This window comes from Chryseobacterium sp. PCH239, assembly GCF_018924625.1.
Classification (GTDB): Bacteria; Bacteroidota; Bacteroidia; order Flavobacteriales; family Weeksellaceae; genus Chryseobacterium; species Chryseobacterium cucumeris.
On record NZ_CP073027.1, the window covers coordinates 2,072,324 to 2,093,253 of the forward strand.

The 20,930-nt window shown below is 37.5% G+C and carries 21 protein-coding genes; 15 read left to right on the plus strand and 6 right to left on the minus strand.

Features of this window, described 5'->3' with window-relative positions; translation table 11 throughout:
- Nucleotides 1–33: 33 nt before the first annotated feature.
- Nucleotides 34–1,002 carry a cyclase family protein gene (locus KBP46_RS09410; protein ID WP_216445206.1) on the plus strand — a complete coding sequence of 323 codons (969 nt, stop codon included), beginning with the start codon at nucleotides 34–36 and terminating at the stop codon, nucleotides 1,000–1,002.
- Between the two features lie 239 nt (nucleotides 1,003–1,241).
- Here the strand turns inward: KBP46_RS09410 and KBP46_RS09415 are convergent, their stop codons facing one another.
- From KBP46_RS09415 to KBP46_RS09425, 3 genes are all read right to left on the minus strand, one after another.
- Nucleotides 1,242–1,685, minus strand: a complete 444-nt coding sequence (locus KBP46_RS09415) for a carboxymuconolactone decarboxylase family protein (protein ID WP_123278840.1) — start codon at nucleotides 1,683–1,685, stop codon at nucleotides 1,242–1,244.
- 4 nt (nucleotides 1,686–1,689) lie between these two features.
- The gene (locus tag KBP46_RS09420) at nucleotides 1,690–2,124 is read right to left on the minus strand and encodes a DoxX family protein (RefSeq protein ID WP_216445207.1); all 435 of its coding nucleotides are present in this window, start codon (nucleotides 2,122–2,124) and stop codon (nucleotides 1,690–1,692) included.
- 63 nt (nucleotides 2,125–2,187) lie between these two features.
- Nucleotides 2,188–2,760, minus strand: a complete 573-nt coding sequence (locus tag KBP46_RS09425; protein WP_216445208.1) for a Crp/Fnr family transcriptional regulator — start codon at nucleotides 2,758–2,760, stop codon at nucleotides 2,188–2,190.
- Between the two features lie 65 nt (nucleotides 2,761–2,825).
- Here KBP46_RS09425 and KBP46_RS09430 point away from each other — a divergent pair, with 65 nt between their 5' ends.
- From KBP46_RS09430 to KBP46_RS09445, 4 genes are all read left to right on the plus strand, one after another.
- Nucleotides 2,826–3,191 carry a DUF1304 domain-containing protein gene (locus KBP46_RS09430; RefSeq protein WP_047429381.1) on the plus strand — a complete coding sequence of 122 codons (366 nt, stop codon included), beginning with the start codon at nucleotides 2,826–2,828 and terminating at the stop codon, nucleotides 3,189–3,191.
- Nucleotides 3,192–3,714: 523 nt separating this feature from the next.
- Complete coding sequence (locus KBP46_RS09435; RefSeq protein ID WP_062675368.1) at nucleotides 3,715–4,965, plus strand: glycine betaine/L-proline ABC transporter ATP-binding protein; 1,251 nt, start codon at nucleotides 3,715–3,717, stop codon at nucleotides 4,963–4,965.
- Nucleotide 4,966: 1 nt separating this feature from the next.
- Nucleotides 4,967–5,794, plus strand: coding sequence for a proline/glycine betaine ABC transporter permease (locus tag KBP46_RS09440; RefSeq protein ID WP_110367868.1), 828 nt, complete (start codon nucleotides 4,967–4,969; stop codon nucleotides 5,792–5,794).
- A gap of 1 nt (nucleotide 5,795) precedes the next feature.
- Nucleotides 5,796–6,650, plus strand: coding sequence for a glycine betaine ABC transporter substrate-binding protein (locus KBP46_RS09445; protein WP_216445209.1), 855 nt, complete (start codon nucleotides 5,796–5,798; stop codon nucleotides 6,648–6,650).
- Between the two features lie 64 nt (nucleotides 6,651–6,714).
- On the opposite strand, the gene KBP46_RS09450 is transcribed toward KBP46_RS09445, so the two are convergent.
- On the minus strand, nucleotides 6,715–7,104 hold the full coding sequence (locus tag KBP46_RS09450) for a helix-turn-helix domain-containing protein (RefSeq protein ID WP_062675653.1): 390 nt from the start codon (nucleotides 7,102–7,104) through the stop codon (nucleotides 6,715–6,717).
- A gap of 92 nt (nucleotides 7,105–7,196) precedes the next feature.
- Here KBP46_RS09450 and KBP46_RS09455 point away from each other — a divergent pair, with 92 nt between their 5' ends.
- Both KBP46_RS09455 and KBP46_RS09460 read left to right on the plus strand, forming a co-directional pair.
- A complete protein-coding gene (locus KBP46_RS09455) occupies nucleotides 7,197–8,177 on the plus strand; it encodes an NADP-dependent oxidoreductase (protein ID WP_253297249.1) in 981 nt (326 codons plus the stop codon).
- An 11-nt stretch (nucleotides 8,178–8,188) separates the two neighbouring features.
- A complete protein-coding gene (locus KBP46_RS09460) occupies nucleotides 8,189–8,659 on the plus strand; it encodes a cupin domain-containing protein (protein WP_216445210.1) in 471 nt (156 codons plus the stop codon).
- A 174-nt stretch (nucleotides 8,660–8,833) separates the two neighbouring features.
- Here the strand turns inward: KBP46_RS09460 and KBP46_RS09465 are convergent, their stop codons facing one another.
- Nucleotides 8,834–9,241, minus strand: coding sequence for a thioredoxin fold domain-containing protein (locus tag KBP46_RS09465; protein WP_228432386.1), 408 nt, complete (start codon nucleotides 9,239–9,241; stop codon nucleotides 8,834–8,836).
- Nucleotides 9,242–9,291: 50 nt separating this feature from the next.
- Nucleotides 9,292–11,361, minus strand: coding sequence for a TonB-dependent siderophore receptor (locus KBP46_RS09470; RefSeq protein WP_216445212.1), 2,070 nt, complete (start codon nucleotides 11,359–11,361; stop codon nucleotides 9,292–9,294).
- A gap of 123 nt (nucleotides 11,362–11,484) precedes the next feature.
- Here KBP46_RS09470 and KBP46_RS09475 point away from each other — a divergent pair, with 123 nt between their 5' ends.
- The 8 genes from KBP46_RS09475 (at nucleotide 11,485) to KBP46_RS09510 (ending at nucleotide 20,930) form a co-directional block, all read left to right on the plus strand.
- Nucleotides 11,485–12,636: a homogentisate 1,2-dioxygenase gene (locus tag KBP46_RS09475; protein ID WP_216445213.1), complete on the plus strand. Its 1,152-nt coding sequence runs from the start codon at nucleotides 11,485–11,487 to the stop codon at nucleotides 12,634–12,636.
- A 171-nt stretch (nucleotides 12,637–12,807) separates the two neighbouring features.
- Nucleotides 12,808–14,319 (plus strand): succinate CoA transferase, encoded by a 1,512-nt coding sequence (locus KBP46_RS09480; RefSeq protein ID WP_047424366.1) that lies wholly within the window; start codon nucleotides 12,808–12,810, stop codon nucleotides 14,317–14,319.
- Between the two features lie 219 nt (nucleotides 14,320–14,538).
- Nucleotides 14,539–15,813, plus strand: coding sequence for an acetyl-CoA hydrolase/transferase family protein (locus KBP46_RS09485; protein ID WP_216445214.1), 1,275 nt, complete (start codon nucleotides 14,539–14,541; stop codon nucleotides 15,811–15,813).
- Nucleotides 15,814–15,953: 140 nt separating this feature from the next.
- A complete protein-coding gene (locus tag KBP46_RS09490) occupies nucleotides 15,954–16,604 on the plus strand; it encodes a hypothetical protein (protein ID WP_253297250.1) in 651 nt (216 codons plus the stop codon).
- 378 nt (nucleotides 16,605–16,982) lie between these two features.
- Nucleotides 16,983–18,113 carry a 4-hydroxyphenylpyruvate dioxygenase gene (hppD, locus tag KBP46_RS09495; RefSeq protein ID WP_062675378.1) on the plus strand — a complete coding sequence of 377 codons (1,131 nt, stop codon included), beginning with the start codon at nucleotides 16,983–16,985 and terminating at the stop codon, nucleotides 18,111–18,113.
- 71 nt (nucleotides 18,114–18,184) lie between these two features.
- Complete coding sequence (locus KBP46_RS09500; protein WP_114820841.1) at nucleotides 18,185–18,646, plus strand: hypothetical protein; 462 nt, start codon at nucleotides 18,185–18,187, stop codon at nucleotides 18,644–18,646.
- Nucleotides 18,647–18,698: 52 nt separating this feature from the next.
- Complete coding sequence (fahA, locus tag KBP46_RS09505) at nucleotides 18,699–19,946, plus strand: fumarylacetoacetase (protein WP_216445215.1); 1,248 nt, start codon at nucleotides 18,699–18,701, stop codon at nucleotides 19,944–19,946.
- 162 nt (nucleotides 19,947–20,108) lie between these two features.
- On the plus strand, nucleotides 20,109–20,930 hold the full coding sequence (locus KBP46_RS09510) for a flavin reductase family protein (RefSeq protein WP_216445216.1): 822 nt from the start codon (nucleotides 20,109–20,111) through the stop codon (nucleotides 20,928–20,930).

Here is a 20,930-nt window from a genome sequence, read left to right on the forward strand (position 1 = left end):
CTTCCCTCTTTTAACCCCCAAATCTTTTTAAAAATGAAAAATAATCTGATCAAAATGTTCGGGTTAGCTACGCTATTGACTATCAGCAGCATTAGTTTAAAAGCTCAGACACTCGTCAATCCGGAAGACCAATCATGGTATCCTTCGGTTTACGGTGCGAAAGATGAGATTGGAGCAGCGAATCTATTAACGCCGGAAGTTGTAAAACAGGCACTAGGATTAGTAAAACAGGGCAAAACATTAGCGCTTGCGGTTCCTATTGATAAAAACCTTCCTGCTTTCAGACACAGAAGTTTCAATTTATACAATATTCAGCCCGGAGAACAGGGCGGAAAAAGCATAGGTCCTAATAAATTCACCTTCAATGACGAACTGGTCAACGGATGGACCGGAGTGGGAACACAGCTGAACGGTATCGGACACATTGGTATTGACAATACTTACTATAACGGAAACAAGGCAACAGATTTCGTAACCGTCGAAGGCGTAAAAAGACTGGGTGTTGAAAAAGTACCCCCTTTCGTTACCCGAGGTGTAGTGCTTGATATGACTGCTCATTATGGAAAATCAATCGTACCCGGAGGAACAGAATTTACAGTAGAAGATATTAAATCTGTTTTGAAGAAACAGGAACTTACCTTACGAAAAGGTGATATCGTTCTTTTCAATACGGGATGGCTTGAATTGATTGGTAAAAACAATCAGCAATTCCTTGAAACAGAACCCGGAATCGGTATGGATGCCGCAAAATGGCTTGCCGATCAGGGAATCGTAGCTTTTGGTGGCGACACCTGGGCTTCTGAAGTCTATCCTAACCCAAAAAGTAAGGAAGAATTTCCCATCAACCAGTTTATGCTGGCTAAAAAAGGAATTTATAACCTGGAACTGATAGACAGCCGTCCTTTGGTAAAACAAAAAGTCTGGGAATTTTTATTCGTGCTGGGACAGCCTTTGTATGTAGGTTCTACTCAGGTGAATGTAAATCCTGTAGCTATTTATTAATTTAATTATTAGAAATATAATCCGAGAAACGGAGAGACAATGTAATTCCGGTTTAAAAAATAAAATGAACCAAAAAATTTATTTTTAGAATTAATACCCGAACCCTGTTACACTGTCACTTTGCATCTTGCATCAAAACGGCCTTTCAAAAATTTGAAAGGCCGTTTTTTTTTAATAAAATAAATATCCATAGATAATACAGTCTTCATCAACTTTTATCCTCCATCTTCCTGACTTCCCTATTTTGCAATCGGAAGATGAGTACTTACTGCAATTCTGTTCCAGGCATTGATGGTAATAATCGCCATAATAATCTGAGCGATCTGGTTTTCATCAAAGAAAGACTTTGCTTTCTGATACGTTTCTTCAGTTAAACCTTTATCGCTGATCAGTGTAATTTCTTCCGTCATAGCCAACAGCACCTGCTCTTCTTCAGTGAAAAATTCTTTTGCTTCTGTCCATCCGTTCAGAATAAAAATTCTTTGAGGATTTTCTCCGTATTTGATGGCATCTTTGGTATGCATATCAAGACAGAAAGCACATTTATTGATCTGTGAAGCTCTGATCTTAACCAGTTCCTTCTGAATGTGTGTTAAAGAAATCGTTTGTAAATACCCTTCCAATCCCAGCATAGCTTTATAGGCTGCTGAATCTACTGTTGCAATATTTAATCTTGCGCTCATAATATTATATTTTTTTGGTTAATTGATCTATACTTAAAGAATAATGCTGCTGTACCGCCAGTAAAAGTGCTGCTGCACTTCCCACCCATACGGAATAGTTCAGTGGAGCTTTTGGTCCCGATGCGATGGTCATGGATATCGCAAAAATTAACAGCAGTATACTGCTTCCGTAGGCCGCAATTCTTGTTTTAAATCCAAAAATCAGCATCAAAGGAAAAAGAATTTCTAAAAAGGTAGCGGCATACGCTGAAACCGTACTTAAAGCTTCCGGAAGAAAAAAGGTAAGCTGTCTTGTATATTCTTTAAAACGCTCCATGTTTCCCCATGATGAATTTTCTTTACTCCATAATCCGAACCTGTCTGCTACTGCAGAAAGCATCGTAACGGCGAGAGCCAGTCTTAAAAAAAGTTGCGGAAATTGATATTTTTGATCTGTCATTGCATTAGCTTTTAATCACATGACAAATTTCCGTCTTCTGATCCGTAAAAAACTTAAACTGGTTTAAGATCGTAATTTTGCTCTGATTTCACTCAGATATTCCGGAGTAAGATTCAAAAATGAGGCAATCAGATATTGAGGAATCCTTTGAATAAACCACGGATACAATGTACTGAAATGCATATAAAGTTCTTCTCTGGACATCTCATATAAATAACGGATTCTGCGTTCCGCAGCAGCATATGCCCGCTGATAGATCATGCGAAAATACCTTTCCATAATAGGATGCTTTTGTAATAATTCTTCCTGTCGCTCCAGATCAATCACCAAAACGGAAGAAGGTTCTACCGCCTGTATAGAAAAGTTAGTTTGTATCTGCCTTTCGTAAGCAAATGTATCTGTAATCCACCAGTTTTCAATGGCAAATTCCGTCGTCTGCTCTACTCCTTTTTCATTGATAAAAAACTTTCTCAGACATCCTTTCACTACAAAATACATGGTCCGGCATACTTCACCTTCCAGCACCAGATTTTGCTTCTTTTTAACATCCATTACCTCAAAAAATGATACAATAGAAGTATATTCTTCGTCAGTTACCGTAATAAATTTGTTTAAATGTGATTTGAATGAATCCATTGTAAGATTTAATACTCAAACTTAACTTTATTTTTTTAGTTTTACAATGAGAAAAATATTGAATCATGGAAATCGTTGCTAAAATTCTGATCGCTGTCGTTGCACTGGAACATCTTTATATCCTTTGGATGGAAATGTTCGCATGGGAAACCAAAGGAAAGGAAGTTTTTAAAGCAGCTCTCCCTGCGGAAATGTTTAAACCAACGAAAGGACTTGCTGCCAACCAGGGACTTTACAATGGTTTTCTGGCTGCCGGACTGATCTGGTCATTCCTGATTAAAGATCCGCAATGGCAGACCAATGTGGCATTATTCTTTTTAGGGTGTGTAGCTGTAGCCGGAATCTATGGAGCCATTTCTGCCACTAAAAAAATATTTTTCGTTCAGGCTTTACCAGCTATCCTTGCCATTATTGCTGTTTTATTGAAATAATCTTACAGCTTAACTTTTAAAATAATTACCTTACTTATCTTTTAACTTAATGATAAGAGAAAATTCGTCATGAATCACCTCTTTTAAATAGTATTGAAAATCAAAAACTTACATACGTAAAAATCCATTTAATATAAAATTCGTAAATTTGCACCGTCATAAAAAATTGATATACAGTTTTTTGATGCTGGCAAGCATTTTGATGAAATGTAGCCATTCAAGTTGTTCAGTACACATATCTGTAATTACCTCATCAGTAATTTAATTGTAGAATCTATGTAAAAGATCAGTTTCTTTTTACATAATACACTCTTTTTCTAGAGTATAATCTATTGAAATATTTAAAATAAACATAAGGCCAGCAGGTCTTTATGCTGTTATTTTTTTGTTTAAAGCTTTTATCACTAAAGGCTTAGCAAATTATTTTATCCTATGATCAACAGCAGAACAACAAAAGCTAAATGTATGTAATGAATTGGTGTACAATTTTTTATATCAAATTATTAATTGAAAAATTCTGAATATGGAAAAAAATGAAAACACTAGAAAAGTAAAACTTAAAGTGGAAGACCTGACCATCATCTTTGGTAAAAACAAAGAAAAAGCACAGGAACTTCTGGATAAAGGTTTTTCCAAAAAGGAAATTCTTGAAAAAACAGGCTGCACCATAGGAATCAACAAAGCCAGTTTTGAAATTTATGAAGGAGAATTCTTTGTGATCATGGGACTTTCGGGAAGCGGAAAATCTACTTTACTGCGTTGCCTTAACAGACTGAATGAACCCACTTCAGGAAAAGTATTCATCAATGACGATGATATTACCAGTAAAAACAACAAGGAACTTTTACAAGTAAGAAGAACGGAAATGAGTATGGTATTTCAGAAATTTGGATTACTTCCCCATCATACAATTCTCGACAATGCTGGTTTCGGGCTGGAAATAAGAGGAGAAGACAAAGCTTCACGCGATAAAAAAGCACAGAAAGCATTGGACATCGTCGGATTAACCGGCTTTGAAAACCAATATCCTTCCCAACTTTCCGGAGGAATGCAGCAGAGAGTAGGATTGGCAAGAGCACTGGCAAACGACCCTGAAGTTCTGCTTATGGATGAAGCCTTTTCCGCACTGGACCCATTGATAAAATCTGAAATGCAGGATCAGCTGCTTGAACTGCAGAATACGTTGCAAAAAACCATAGTCTTTATTACCCATGATCTGGACGAAGCCATTAAAATCGGAGACCGCATCGTCATCATGAAAGATGGTGTCATAGAACAGATAGGAACTGCTGAAGATATTCTGACCAATCCGGCAAGCGATTATGTAAAAGCGTTCGTAGAGAAAGTAGACCGTAAAACGATTATTACTGCCAGATCTTTAATGTTTGATAAAGCGACAGTGGTACGTTTCAGAAAAGACGGTCCTGAAGGCGCTTTAAGAAAAATGAGAGCCACGGGATTAGAAAACTTGCCAGTGGTAGATTTTCAAAATAAATTTCTGGGTTTTGTAACCCTTAATGATGTGGTCCGCATTGCCAGAAAGAAAGAACCTACGGTAGAATCTATTATCAACAGCAATGTTCCTTCGGTTTATCCTGAAGTAACTGTAGAAGAAATGCTGCCGCTGATCTCTGAAAATAAATCATCCATCGCTGTAATTGATGAAGACAATAAATTTTTAGGTCTTGTCACTCAGTTATCACTGGTCATAGAAGCGACCAAATTTAACGAAGAAGAGATTATCGAATTAAAAGAAATCGCAAACAACCAATAAGATGAATAAAACTATAGATATAGGTCAATATGTAGAAACTGCAATCAATTGGCTCACAGAAAACGGAAAACCTGTATTTGATGTCATAAAGCATCTGGGAAATTCCTCTATTATGGGGATTGAATGGGTTTTAACAAACACTCCTTTTTATGTAATCATTCTCTTTTTTACCCTGCTGGCACTATGGAAAGCCGGAAAAGGCATTGCTGTAGTAACGGCTGCCGGATTAAGTTTAATATTTTTAATGGGATTATGGAAAGAAACCATGGAAACGCTGGCACTTATTTTTGTTTCCACCATTACAGCCCTTATTCTTTCTATTCCGCTTGGAATTTTAGCAGCGAAAAGCAAAATAGCTGACAAAATCATTCGTCCTTTACTGGATTTGATGCAGACTATGCCCGCATTTGTCTATCTGATCCCGGCTGTACTGTTTTTCAGTATCGGTAAAGTACCGGGTGCTTTTGCAACGATTATTTTCGCCATGCCGCCAGCAGTTCGATTAACGACACTGGGAATTGAAGCCGTTCCGAAAGATATTGTGGAGGCTGCCAGAGCTTTTGGTGCTACCAACCGTCAGATTCTGTTCAAAGTAGAGCTTCCTTTAGCGATGAAAACGATTTTAACAGGGATTAATCAAACCATATTGTTATCATTATCCATGGTCGTTATTGCAGGAATGATTGCTGCAGGCGGTTTAGGGGAGAAAGTACTGGAAGGAATTAATAATCTGGATATCGGATTAGGATTTGAAAGTGGTTTATCCGTAGTGATATTGGCCATTATCCTCGACCGTATTACTCAGGGATTTGTAAAGAAAAAGCAATAAGATGAAACAACTTAAATATCTGTTTTTGCCCCTTTTAATGTTACTATTTACAGCATTAAGTTCGTGTGAAAACATAAAAAATTCTAAATATATTACCATAGGAATGGTAGACGGCTGGGCGGAAGATGTTGCAATGACGCACGTTGCTAAAGCTATTCTTGACCAGCAAGGTTATCATGTGATTATTCAAAAAGCTTCTACAGATATGATTCTGGCTTCGATGAATAATGAAGATACAGACCTTTTCATGGGAGTCTGGCTTCCTTACACTCATGCGAAAAAGCTTGCTAAATTTCCTGGGCTGACTCATCTTGGAACCAATTATGACAACGGTCGTATAGGATTAGTTGTACCTGAATACGTTCCTGTTAACTCCATTGAAGAGCTCAATCACAATAAAAATCAGTTCAATCAAAGAATCATTGGAATTGAAAAAGGAGCCGGATTAACCACCGGAACGGATAAAGCAATTATTGACTATAAACTGGATTATCATCAGATTAACTCTTCTACCATTGCCATGATCACCGAATTACAGAACGCTATCCAACGTAAAGAATGGATTGTGGTAACCGGATGGCAGCCCCACTGGATGTTTGGAAAAATGAAGCTTAAATTTCTTGATGATCCTCAAAAGATATATGGTGAAGCAGAACAGATTAAAACTTACTCCAGAAAAAGCTTTGCAAAAGATCATCCTGAGCTGGCCAAATTCTTTTCAAAACTCCATTTTGATGATGAAAACATGTCCGATCTTTTAATGAAAATGGAACAGAGTAAAAACAAAGAAGCCACCGCCAAAGAATGGGTGAAAGATCACGCTGAGCTTGTACAGTCGTGGTTAAATAAAAATTAACAAAAAGATACTTTTTGATAGTATGAAAAATCCTCAACCTTAATCCGGTCTGAGGATTTTTTATCTATTGTTCCGAAGAATTCATTGATTCTTTGATCTTTTCCCGATGAATGATCCCCCAATTCACCAATGTTTCTGTCACCGGAAATACAGATTTTCCATATTCGGTCACCGCATAAGTTACCGTAATCGGCTTTGTATCCTGAATGGTTCTTGTGATCAGGAGATTCGTTTCAAGTTCTTTTAATTCTTTACTCAACATTTTCGCAGAGATACCTTCTATACTGCGTTCCAGCTTTTTAAAATGGATCATCTGATTAGGTCTGTTCGTCAGATACCGTAAAATCATCAGTTTCCATTTCCCTCCTAAAACATCCAGACTGTCCCGCATCGCGAACAATTCTTCGGTACAGCTTGCTTCTCTTTCGATACCGTTTTCAATGATTTTTGCCATAATAGTTTCATGAAGGTAACTAGTTACCATTGGTTAACTAGTAGCAAATATAAACTATTCCCGCTTTACATTTGTGTATCAAATTAACAATAATGAAAGCAGTTATTTTAAATAAGAACGGAGCACTGGAAAACGGACTGGCAGAACAGCCAAAACCCAAAAGCAATGAAGTTTTAATCCATATTAAAGCAAGTGGTTTCAATCCCATCGATTATCAGATGCTGGAAAATGAACTGGAACGAAAACTGATCAGTTCTCCGATATTAGGAAGAGAACTATCCGGAATTGTAGCGGATAAAGGTTCTGATGTTACAGAATTCAATATTGGAGATGAAGTCTATTGTGGCAGCGGTTCCATGGGAAGCAACGGCACTTATGCTGAATATATTGTCGTTCCTGAAGCCATTGTTTCCTTTAAACCAAAAAATATTTCATTTGAACAGGCGGCTGCCATTCCTTCGGCAGGCCTTACTTCTTTACAGATTTTTAACCGTTTGAAATTAAACCCCGAAAATACAGTTTTAGTAACAGGAGCAACAGGAGGAGTCGGTTCATTTCTGATTAAAATTTTATTAGCACATAATATCCAACAGATCACAGCCACGGTTGGCAGCGAGGAAAACAGACAGATTCTTCTCAATCTGGGATTGAAAAATCATCAGATCATCAACTATAAAGAAGAAAATCTAATCGGTAATATTCTAAAAGCCAATAATGATCAACCTTTCGAATATGGAATTGATCTGGTGGGAAACTATATGTCTGAAATCACCGCAGAAGTTTTAAAAATCAACGGAACGTATGTGGATGTGACAGCCTTGGTCACTAGAGATGCTCATGAAACCCTTTTCAACAAAGGAACTATGATTATGAATATCTCCAATTATATGTATGGAATGGTAAAAAAATACGAGTATTATAAAAACAGCTTGCTTACCATCAAAACACTTATTGAAAACGGAACGATTCTCCCTCCACAATATAGAACCGTTGGAAATCTTTCTTTGGATACCGTTCTACAGGCACATTCTATTCTAAAAATAATCAGACTCAAGGTCATAAACTTATTATGAAACATTAATCTATGAATAAAATACCAAGACGAATCGTAACAGGAATAAAAGACGGAAAATCCGTTATTACTGAAGATCAACAAGTAGAAAACGCTGTGGAACATTTTCCAGGACTCATCATTTCAGACGTATGGAATGCCCAGACAATGCCGGCCAGCCTGGACTTTGAAACCCAAATTCCCAATACCGGATTTCCACAAACTCCTAAAAATGGTACTTACTTCCGATATGTAGTAGTTCCTCCTGATAAAGATTTAGGTATAGAATGGAAAAAGAACGAACCTCATCCGATGATGCATCAAACGCCAACACTGGATTATATCATTATTCTTTCCGGCGAACTTTACCTCATCATGGAGGAAGGAGAAACGCTTTTGAAACCTGGCGACATCGTTATCCAGAGAGGAACAAATCATGCATGGAGCAACCGTTCTGACGAGCCTTGCATTCAGCTGGCGGTTTTGATTGATGCAGCGATCTAAATTTAGACTACTATATAAGATTTTACACGATTGGCATTCTGACGAAGGAAGAATCTCATGTAAAGCTTAGATTCTTCATTTCACTGCGTTACATTCAGAATGAGAGTGTCCTAATAATAAGATAGCAGGATTAATGTGGAATTGTGTATAATTGTCTATATTTAATCTTACACCTCACAAAGCAGAAATCTCCAACAGCTTCTGCTTCATTTTTTCAGGCGTCATTTGTCCTTCCTGATAATACACCAGATTCTGATGCTTATCCAGGAATATCCACAAAGGATAAACAGGTTGGTTTTTATTCTTAGACAAAGCCAGCGCCAACTCATGAATTCCGGAATTTCCATTCTGCAGATATTCAAACTCCTGATTCTGGAAATGAATTTTCTCCTTTGTCTTCTCTGACTCAAAGTTGATAAAATAAAAGTGATCATTGATCATACTCACCAGCTCCTTATCTTTATTCATACGGAAAGACTCAATCTTACACACCGCACACCAATCTGTATAAAGATGGATCACAACCGGTTTAGGATTTTCTTTCTGCTGAACCTCAAGATCAGAAAAAGTGCCTGTCTTCATCTGAGACAGATAAAAACAGGGCACTAACATTAAAAATAAAGCTATTTTTTTCACTTTAAAGTATATTTTACTCCTAAGAAACCTCTGATTCCCTGCATCGGGGCATAACCGTATGCCGTATCAAAAGTATAATGATTAGGGTTGTTTATAGGATCATCAATATATTTATCAAACGGGTCAAATGGTCTCATCAAAGGATCTTTAGGTCTGAAATTGAATAAATTTTTCATTCCGCAATACACTTCAAATCCGGATTTGAAACTCTTGGACACCTGAATATTGGCCAGAGAATAAAAGGGTGAATATTCGGGACGGAAATCATTTACTAAGACAGGTAATCGCATTGGACCGTAGAACTGTCCTGTAAAATCGATGGTCAGGTTATTCGCAAACTTATAGGTCAGGTTATAAGTTCCACTCCATTTTGGTGCATGCAGCTGCTGTGTTTTTTGATTTTCATTATCAAATTTCTGATAGACATCCAGATAAGTAACACCAAGATTGACACTCAAAGGAAACTGAAAACTAAAATCCACATTCAGGGAAGCACCTCTTGAAATTCCATATCCGTGAAGGTTGTCATAAATAATTTTATTAGGATCAGAATCAAAATCTCCTACAATTTTATTACTGAAATAAGTGTAAAATGCAGATGCATCAAGATTCACCATTCTGTTTCCTACGGGAATTTTCCAGATATAATTCAGGTTTCCATTAATAGATCTTTCCGGTTTCAGGTCAGATTTTACCACAACTTCCCTTGAACCTGTCAAAGCTGCGTGATCTTCTGTAAATAAATTAACCACTCTAAAACCTGTTCCAAAATTGAAACGTAAAGTATGATATGGATTGGGATTAAATTTCCATGCAAACCTCGGTGAGTGAACGGAGTGATGTATTTTATCATAATCATATCTGTATCCAATCAGCAAAGTATTTTTATCGTTGATTTCCCACTGATCCTGAATGAAAGCTCCCCAGATAGGAGATTTCATCGGTGCATTGGTGATGCCATCTGCATCGAGTGTTCCCGGAGTATTATCATCGTAAAAAGTTCTTTTGAAGGTAAGTCCGGCCGTGATATCATGTTTCCCGAAGCTCCTGTCCCAATACGTTTGCACAAAGGCTACCTTTTGTGTTGCATTGAATGGGTTTGATCCATAAAACGAATTCTGATCATGATAATTATAAGAAAACTGTGTCACGATATGCTCTTTCATCGGCCATTCGTACAATCCGAAAACCTCTGCTCTGTTGGTATAGATACTTTCTCCGTATACTTCGTCACTGCCTCGGAAAGATTTATTCCATTGCATTTCTCCCCCAAAGCGGTCTTCATACAGATACCTCAAAGCAAAACTTGCCTGTCTGTTTTCTTTTCTCTTAAAATTCCACTTGTTAAATACGGAAATTCTACTTTGTAAAGTGGTATCCGTGAAATTATCTTTATTCTGATCTATTCTTTCCTGAAAACTGAAATAATTTAAACTTAATAATGAAGCGGCATTCTTCCCTACGTTGAATTTAGTAGAAAGATCCAGATTATTTTCAAACCAGCTCGATGTCATCAGGTCAATACTTAATTTAGGAGCGGTCAGTGCATTTTTGGTGATAATATTGATAACCCCTCCCATGGCTTCAGAACCGTAGATGGAAGATGCAGGGCCTTTTACTACTTCAATTCGGTCAACCAAACTATTAGGAATTCCACTTAATCCATAGACGGTGGAAAGTGAACTTACAATCGGCATTCCGTCAATCAGAATCATGGTATAAGGCCCTTCCAGTCCGTTGATGTGAATATCTCCCGTATTGCACACAGAACAGTTCAGCTGAGGTTTTACTCCATTAACCATGGCAATGGCCTCAAAAATACTGGGAGTAGGATTTTTCTGAAAAAATTTCTGACTGTAGATCTCTACGGCAACAGGACTTTTGGACCTGCTCATCGGTTTTATGGTACCGGTAACCACTACATCTTCAATGGTACTGGTCTTAAATTCCCTCTTCATAACCCTGGCAGAATCCTGACTTTTAGTCTGCTGCAAGCTCAAACTGTCCGTCTCCTGCGCAAAGCAATAGGTAGATAAAAAAGTAATAGAAAATAATATTCGCTTCATGAAATTAAAATTGTTAGACAAATCTAACAATTATTTTTCAAATACAAAACTTAATCCAGAAAATATAGGTTGAGCCAATTCATGAAAAATGATTAAATTTGAGAAACTACATATGAAAGTAAAATGAGATATCATCAATTGGGAAATATCCCACAAAAAAGACATACGATCTTTAAGTCTCCGGAAGATAAATTTTACTATGAACAGCTTTTCGGTACAGAAGGCTTCCATGGTATTTCTTCTCTGTTATATCATATCCACCGCCCTACACAAATCAAATCTATCGGTGAGCCGAAAGATGTTACTCCCAAAATCGCTGTGGAAAAAAATGTGGCTCCAAGAATGTTTAAAGGAATGAACGTCACTCCTGAAGATGATTTTATGGACAGCCGAAAGATCCTTTTGATGAACAATGACCTGAAAATGGGATTGGCAAAGCCAAGAAAATCGATGGATTATTTCTACAAAAATGCAGAATGTGATGAGCTTTTGTATGTTCATAACGGAGCCGGAATCTTAAAAACATTTGTGGGAGATCTTGAATTCGAAACCGGAGATTATCTTATTATTCCGAGAGGAACCATTTATCAGGTAGAACTGAAATCTGGTGATACAGTCTTTTTTGTACTGGAAAGCCACTCTCCTATTTATACTCCGAAAAGATACAGAAATGAATTCGGACAGCTTTTGGAACATTCGCCATTCTGCGAAAGAGATATCATTGCTCCTACCTACAGAGAACCCATAGACGAAAAAGGAGAATTCCTTATTAAAGTAAAAAAAGAAAACCAGATTACCGACTTCATCTACGCTACTCACCCGTTCGATGTCGTGGGCTGGGATGGCTATTTTTATCCTTATAAATTCAATATTAAAAACTTCGAACCTATTACGGGAAGAATTCACCAACCGCCACCGGTTCACCAGAATTTTGAAGGACACAATTTCGTAGTGTGCTCATTCTGTGCAAGAATGTATGATTATCATCCACAGGCTATTCCTGCTCCGTACAACCACTCTAATATTGATTCTGATGAGGTATTATTCTACACAGAAGGTGATTTCATGAGCCGTAACCACATTGATTTAATGGACTTTACCCTTCATCCTGGCGGAATTGTACACGGACCTCACCCTGGTGCTATGGAAAGAAGTATCGGCAAAAAATTCACGGAAGAATATGCCGTAATGGTAGACCCTTTCCGTCCGTTAAAAATTACAGAGGAAGCTTTAAAAGTAGAAGATCCTTCTTATAAAACTTCATGGTTAGAATAAATCATTAAAAATTATCAAAAAGTATTACTGAATACATACAAAAGACGCTTTAAATCCTTTATTTAAAGCGTCTTTTTTTGTAAATTTGTGAGGTATGGTTAACATATTGACCATCATTATTTTTCATATCGCATCCTAAGTAATGGTGGTTTAAAACAAAATCAATATTACATGTTAGAAAGAATCAGATTAGAAAGTTTACACCAAAAGGTAACCACAGCCGAAAACGCTGTAAAAATCATTAAAGACGGTATGACCATCGGGTCCAGCGGCTTTACAAAAGCAGGTGACAGCAAAGCCATTTTACCGGCATTGGCTGAAAGAGGAAAAACAGAAGACCTTAAGGTCACTTTGATGACCGGAGCTTCACTGGGGCACGGTACCGATGGAAAACTGGCGGAAGCCAATGTTCTGAAAAAAAGAATGCCATTCCAGGTAGACCCTATCTTAAGAAACAAAATTAACAACGGTGAAATTCTCTTCATCGACCAGCATTTAAGTGAAAGTGCCGAGCTTCTTCACACCAAAAATCTCCAAAGCATTGATGTAGCCATTATCGAAGCGGCTTATATTGAAAGAGACGGAAGCATCGTTCCTACTACTTCTGTAGGAAATTCTGTGACTTTTGCGGCTTTGGCTAAAAAGGTTATTATTGAAATCAATACGGAAGTTCCTGAAGAAGTTTATGGAATCCATGATATCTACCAGGCTGAAGATTATCCTTACAGAAATGTTATTCCGATTGTTGCGCCATGGAACAAAATCGGGAGAAAAAGCATTCCTGTGGATCCTGAAAAAATTGAGGCTATCGTATTTACCAACCGTAAAGACAGTCCGGCTGATATTGCAGAACCGGACGAAAAAACTACAGCTATTGCCAAACATCTTCTTGCCTTTTTTGAAAATGAGGTCCTTCTAGGACGCCTTACAGACCGCTTACTTCCTCTGCAGGCAGGTATCGGTAAAGTAGCCAACGCTGTTCTGACAGGGTTCAAAGACAGTAATTTTTATGATCTGACGATGTTTTCCGAAGTGCTTCAGGACAGTACATTTGATCTGATCGATTCCGGTAAGCTAAGTTTTGCTTCGGCATCATCCATTACCGTTTCTCAGGAATGCTATGAAAGAGTATTAGGAAACCTTTCAAAATATAAAGACAAATTCGTTCTAAGACCTCAGAATATTTCAAATACTCCGGGATTGATCAGAAGGTTAGGAGTAATAGCTATCAATACAGCTATTGAATTCGATATTTATGGAAATGTAAACTCTACTCATATCGGAGGAACCAAAATCATGAACGGAATCGGAGGTTCCGGAGACTTTGCAAGAAATGCTTATTTAAGTATTTTCGTAACTCAGGCTGCTTCAAAAGGCAACAATATTTCCCACGTCCTTCCAATGGTTTCTCATACCGATCATACAGAACACGATGTGGATATTCTGGTAACAGATGTTGGTTTGGCTGACTTAAGAGGATTAGCGCCAAGAGAAAGAGCTCAAAAAATCATCGATAATTGTGTTCACCCGGATTATAAAGAAGAACTACAGTCTTACTTCGACAGAGCTTGTGAAAGAGGAGGTCATACCCCTCATTTATTGGAAGAATCTTTCAGCTGGCATTTACGATTTGCAGAAACCGGAAGTATGAAACAGAAAACTGCAGTAGAAACTGCTAATTAAGATTTTCACCAAAATAACAGATAAAACAAAAGGACTGAATGCCAACACATTCAGTCCTTTCTATTTTAAATCAAAGGTGGTTTATTGGTATGATAAAAGTCTGTTCAATATCCTCAAAATATTTATATGAATATAAAATTATAAAGATTATCTTTGAAAGAAGAGCGGTATTTTTTTGAATTATAAAATTATCTTAACACCTTTTTAAAAAGACAAAATATGAATAATTACATCAGCGCAGAAGAAGCAATATATACGATAAAAAGCGGTAACCGTGTCTTTTTTCACGGTAGTGCCTGTACGCCCAATTATCTTATTGACGAGCTGGCAAGACAGTCCGGCCGGTTGCAAAATGTGGAAATGGTTTCCATTACCCAGCAGGGAAATGTGGAAATCGCAAAACCACAATACAAAGACAGCTTTTTCATTAACTCTTTATTTGTTTCCACACCTGTGCGTGATGCTGTGAATTCTGACCGCGGAGACTTTGTTCCTGTTTTCTTAAGTGAAATTCCTATTTTATTCAGAAAAAATATTCTGCCTCTTGATGTAGCTATTGTTACGGTTTCTCCACCCGACAAACACGGTTTTTGTACGTTGGGAACTTCGGTGGATATTGCGAGAGCCGCTGTAGATACGGCAAAAATCATTGTGGCCATCGTTAACCCAAGAATGCCGAGAACCCATGGAGACGGGATGATCCACATCAGCAGAATCCACAAGCTGGTTTGGCATGAAGAGGAACTCCCAACAGTAGATTATGGTTCCAAAGTAGGTCCTGAAGAAATGCTCGTAGGAAAAAATGTAGCAGAGCTTATTGAAGACAGATCGACCCTTCAGATGGGAATTGGAACCATTCCTGATGCGGTTCTGAAATGCCTTACCAATCACAAGGATCTGGGAATCCACACAGAAATGCTTAGCGACGGTGTTATTGACCTGATTCAAAATGATGTAATCAACAATAAATACAAGGGTTACAACGATAATAAAACCATCACAAGTTTCTGTTTCGGAACCCGGAAACTCTATGATTATGTGGATGATAACACTGTTTTTGCTTTCAGGGATGTAAGCGAGGTTAATTTTCCTATCAATATCATGAGAAACAAAAAGATGGTAGCCATCAATTCTGCCATTGAAATAGACCTTACAGGCCAGGTGTGTGCCGATTCTATCGGAACACTCCAGTACAGCGGAATTGGAGGTCAAATGGATTTTATGCGCGGTGCAGCTTTAAGTGATGAGGGAAAACCTATCATAGCCATTACCGCAAGAACAAAAAAAGGAATTTCCAGAATCGTTCCCTTTCTTAAGCAAGGCGCTGGTGTAGTTACTACTAGAGGGCATATTCACTATGTTGTAACTGAATACGGAACAGCTTATCTGTACGGAAAAAACCTTCGCCAGAGAGCACAGGAACTTATCAGCATTGCCCATCCGGATGACAGAGAAATGCTGGAAAGAGCTGCTTTTGAAAGATTTAAACACTGATAATCAAATTATAAACTCCTTACAACCTCCTTTTTTAATTGAAACTTTAAAACAAATTTTGAATTTAACATCATAGAATCATATGAAAATATTAATTTTTTGGCAGTATATTTGATAAAATTCATTCAAAAACAAGGAAATTGAAAACTATATATAATTCGATACGAGACGAAGTGGTAAAACATTCCAAGGTGAGGAATTCTGTTTTGGGGAATGTGAATGAATGGAAAAGAAGCCATTATATTATTCTTTCCGAAATTATTAAAGAAGAGCTTTCTGAAGCTGAAGAACTGAAAGGAGGAAAAAAATTTGAAATCGGAAATACCATTTCTCATGTTACTCTTCAGCGTTTTTTTGAAAATGATTATCAGGATAAAACCCATAGTGACCTCAGATTTCTTAAAACACTTGATAAAATCTGCATCTTCTTAGGATACAAAGATCTTAATGATTACATCCTTACGATAAGATATAAGAAAGTTGACGACAAAGAAATTGATGACCAGTCCTATCTAACCCAAATGGTTTATGATTATTGTGCATCGGCTTTTGAGTTTTATAAGCTATTCCCCGTTCACAATACCGAACTTTTAAAAGGTCTGGTATTTGAAGATTCTCCTTTTTTAGAAAGGGCTTCACAATTCAGTAAAGAACTGTGTGACAAGGATTTCCATCTGGTAACAAAAAATAACAGATCCAACTACGAGGTATTTGATATCCATGTGGTTACTGATGAACCTGACAAAAAATTCTGGAATCACAGGAATTCTGGAATCTTCTGTTTAAAGTAGGAGAAACGGGAGAAGAACATTTTGTCAATCAACTGAGTACACAAATTTATTTTATCAAAAAAATAAATAATACCTGGAAGATCTGGGACAATTATAATCCTGATGCAGGAATGCTCAACAGAAAAATTGAAACAACCTAAAATAAGAAAGCCGTAGAGAGTATCTACGGCTTTCATGTTTCGAAATATTTTTTTTTCACTTGTCTTTTGTATAACAAATGTAGGCAGATGATTTTAGACTTATGAAACTTAAATATACTTAAGTAAACTCTTCTTTAACGTTATGTTAAATATATTCAATGAATCCTTGGGAATATTTTCGCCATATCTAAGAATTTTGTAATTTGCATACCAATAAAATAAAAGTAAAAGAGAAAATATGTCAACACTTACATTTGCCGAGAAAATAGCTCAAGCAGAAAATTTCTTACCGATTAACGGTACAGATTATATTGAGTTTTATGTAGGAAATGCAAAACAGGCTGCCCATTATTACAAAACCGCTTTCGGTTTTCAGTCTGTAGCTTATGCGGGTCCTGAAACAGGAGTAAGAGACCGTGCATCTTATGTGCTTCAACAGGGAAAAATCAGATTGGTATTAACAACAGGACTTAAATCTGACTCTCCTATCAGCGAGCACGTAAAAAAACATGGTGACGGAGTAAAAATTTTGGCACTTTGGGTAGATGACGCTTATGCAGCTTTCGAAGAAACAACTAAAAGAGGTGGAAAACCTTATTTAGAGCCTGTAACGTTAACTGATGAGCATGGTGAGGTAAGAATGTCCGGTATCTATACATACGGAGAAACCGTTCACATGTTTGTGGAAAGAAAAAATTATAACGGAGCTTTCATGCCTGGTTATGAAAAGTGGGAAAGTGATTATAAGCCTGAAGAAGCAGGTTTATTATACGTAGACCACTGTGTGGGAAATGTTGACTGGAACAGAATGATCCCAACTGTAGAATGGTATGAAAAAGTAATGGGATTTGTAAACATCCTTTCTTTTGATGACAAGCAGATCAACACAGAATATTCTGCATTGATGTCTAAAGTAATGTCAAACGGAAACGGATATGCTAAATTCCCAATCAACGAGCCTGCAGAAGGTAAAAAGAAATCTCAGGTAGAAGAATATCTTGATTTCTATGAAGGTGAAGGAGTTCAGCACATCGCTGTGGCAACAAAGGATATTATCCACACCGTAACTGAATTGAAGAAACGTGGTGTAGAGTTCCTTTCTGCTCCACCGGAAGCTTATTACGACATGGTTCCTGAAAGAGTTGGTCATATTGATGAAGATCTTAAAAAACTTCAGGAGTTAGGTATACTTATTGATCATGATGAAGAAGGATACTTATTACAGATCTTTACGAAGCCTGTAGAAGACCGTCCTACTCTATTCTTCGAAATTATTGAAAGACACGGCGCACAGAGTTTTGGTGCCGGAAACTTCAAGGCATTGTTCGAAGCATTAGAAAGAGAGCAGGAAAGAAGAGGTAATCTTTAATTTTACATTAGAAAATATAAGTTTTGTCAGAATACAGTATTCTGGCAAAACTTTTTTATAAAACACAGTATATGAGAAAACTTTTAATCGGGATTTTTCTTCTGGGAACCTTAGGGCTTAAAGCCCAATATGGAACTTTGAATGAAATCCTTAACCGACTTGAACAAAGAAAAGGCATCAATCAGCATCTTGAAAATGTAAATATTGACAACAAAAAGTTTGTTTTTATTAAAGATGAAGCCGACCATACGGAGAGGGACTTTATTATTATCAAAGGGAATAATGCCACCTATGTAGAAGTTTTCGATGATAAAGCAACTGGAGAAAGCAGTTCCAATGTTTTCACCGGTGATATCATCAGGAAAAAAAATATTATTTCTTTAAGAGCAGACATGCTTGAAAACAAAAAAATCCCAATGCCTGTCACGAAGACTTTATTGCTGACACAACAGGACAATATTCTGTACCTTATTGATGTCAATACCAGAGACAGATGGATTGATGAAGCCTCTTACTCAAAAAAGACCAAATAAATGTTCCGGGGAATTCTCCGGATGATATTGAATCTAACTAAAATCTAAACTTATGAAATCATTTGTAGACTATTCCTCAAATTCGGATTTTTCTATACACAATATTCCTTTCGGAGTCGCAGTTTTTAACAAAGAATATATCGGATGCTGTACAAGAATCGGAGATCAGGTCATTGACCTTGCTACATTGTACGATCTTGGGTATTTTGAAGATATTGAAGGATTAGACGACAATGTTTTTGAAGCGTATACCATCAACGAATTTATCGAGCTGGGTAAACCTGTTACCAACGCTGTTCGTACTAAAATCCAAACCTTATTACAGGAAGGATCAATTTTATCAAAAGATCAGAAAACTATTGAAGAAGCTTTCTATGACCTGGATAAAGTAAAAATGATGATGCCTGTGCACATCCCGAACTACACGGACTTCTACAGCAGCATCGAACATGCTACCAACGTAGGAAAAATGTTCCGTGACCCTGCCAATGCTTTATTACCCAACTGGAAACATTTACCGGTAGGTTACCACGGAAGAGCATCTTCTATCGTAGTATCCGGAACGGAAATCAACCGTCCTAAAGGTCAGATGAAGCCTGCAGATGCAGACAAACCAGTTTTCGGACCATGTAAACAACTGGATTTCGAACTGGAAATGGCCTTTATCATCAATAAAAATACAGAGATGGGAGAAAATATCTCTACCAAAGATGCAGAAGATGCCATCTTCGGAATGGTTGTTTTCAATGACTGGTCTGCAAGAGATATTCAATCCTGGGAATATGTTCCACTGGGACCATTCCTTGCGAAAAATTTCGGTTCATCCATTTCTCCATGGGTGGTTACACTGGAAGCTTTGGAACCATTCAGAACTACTTCTCCAGTGCAGGATCCTGAGGTTTTAGACTATTTAAAATTTGAAGGTGATAAAAATTACGATATCAACCTTGAAGTATATATCCAGCCTGAAAACGGAGATCAGAATCTGATCTGTGAAAGCAACTACAAACACATGTACTGGAATATGACCCAGCAACTGGCACACCATACCGTAAACGGATGTAATGTGGAAGTAGGTGATCTATATGCCAGCGGTACTATTTCCGGAAGTGATCCAAAGTCTTTCGGTTCTATGCTTGAGCTGACATGGAGAGGACAAAATCCTTTATCATTAAGCAACGGAGAAGAAAGAAAATTCATCGAAGACAATGATACGGTTACCATGAAAGCATGGGCTGAAAAAGACGGTGTGAGAGTAGGTTTCGGCGAAGTTTCAGGTAAAATCATTCCAGCACTTTAATTTTTATCTAAATTTTAGCTCTGCACAATACTACTATTAAACCTTATAGGTTTTGAAAACCTATAAGGTTTGGTGGATGACATCGCTAGAAATATACTGCTTAACAGTTAGTATTCGAAATGTCATGCTGAGCGGAGTCGAAGCATCTTTTAAAGTAAAAACATGAAAACAGTAGTCCCCTCCGAGATAACCTCCGTACAACTGCAGACCATTATGCAGACCGCCGTTTCACCACGACCGATTGCACTGGCATCTACTGTAGATAAAGACGGTAATAATAACTTATCTCCGTTCAGTTTTTTTAACATGTTCAGCACGGTTCCTCCGATTCTGATTTTTTCACCATCGAGAAGAGTTCGTGACAATACTACCAAACATACACTGGAAAATGTTCTTGAAGTACCGGAAGTAGTCATCGGAACAGTCAATTTTCCGATTGTACAGCAGATCTCTTTAGCATCTACAGAATACGAAACCGGAGTGAATGAATTTATCAAATCCGGCCTTACCATGAAAGATGCAGATCTTGTACAGCCTAAGCTTATTGAAGAATGCCCTGTTAACTTTGAATGTAAGGTTTTAGAGGTAAAATCATTGGGTGATCAGGGCGGAGCAGGAAATCTGGTAATCTGTGAAGTTCAGAAAATCCATATCAGAGAAGAATATTTGAATGAAGCAGGAAATCTGGATCAGAAAAAACTGGATATGGTAGCCCGTTTAGGCAGCAACTGGTATTCCAGAAGCAATGAAAACAGTCTTTTTGAAGTACCCAAACCTTTGGTAACAAAAGGAATCGGTTTCGATCTGCTGCCAGATTCTATTAAATACAGTAAAGTCTTTACAGGAAATGACCTTGGAATGCTTGCCAATACGGAAGTATTACCAGCCGGAGACTTTCATGCCGATGAAAACATCCATCTAGATGCCCAGAAATTACTTCTGGAAAGTAAAATTGAAGAAGCCTGGAAGATTTTAATTAAGTAG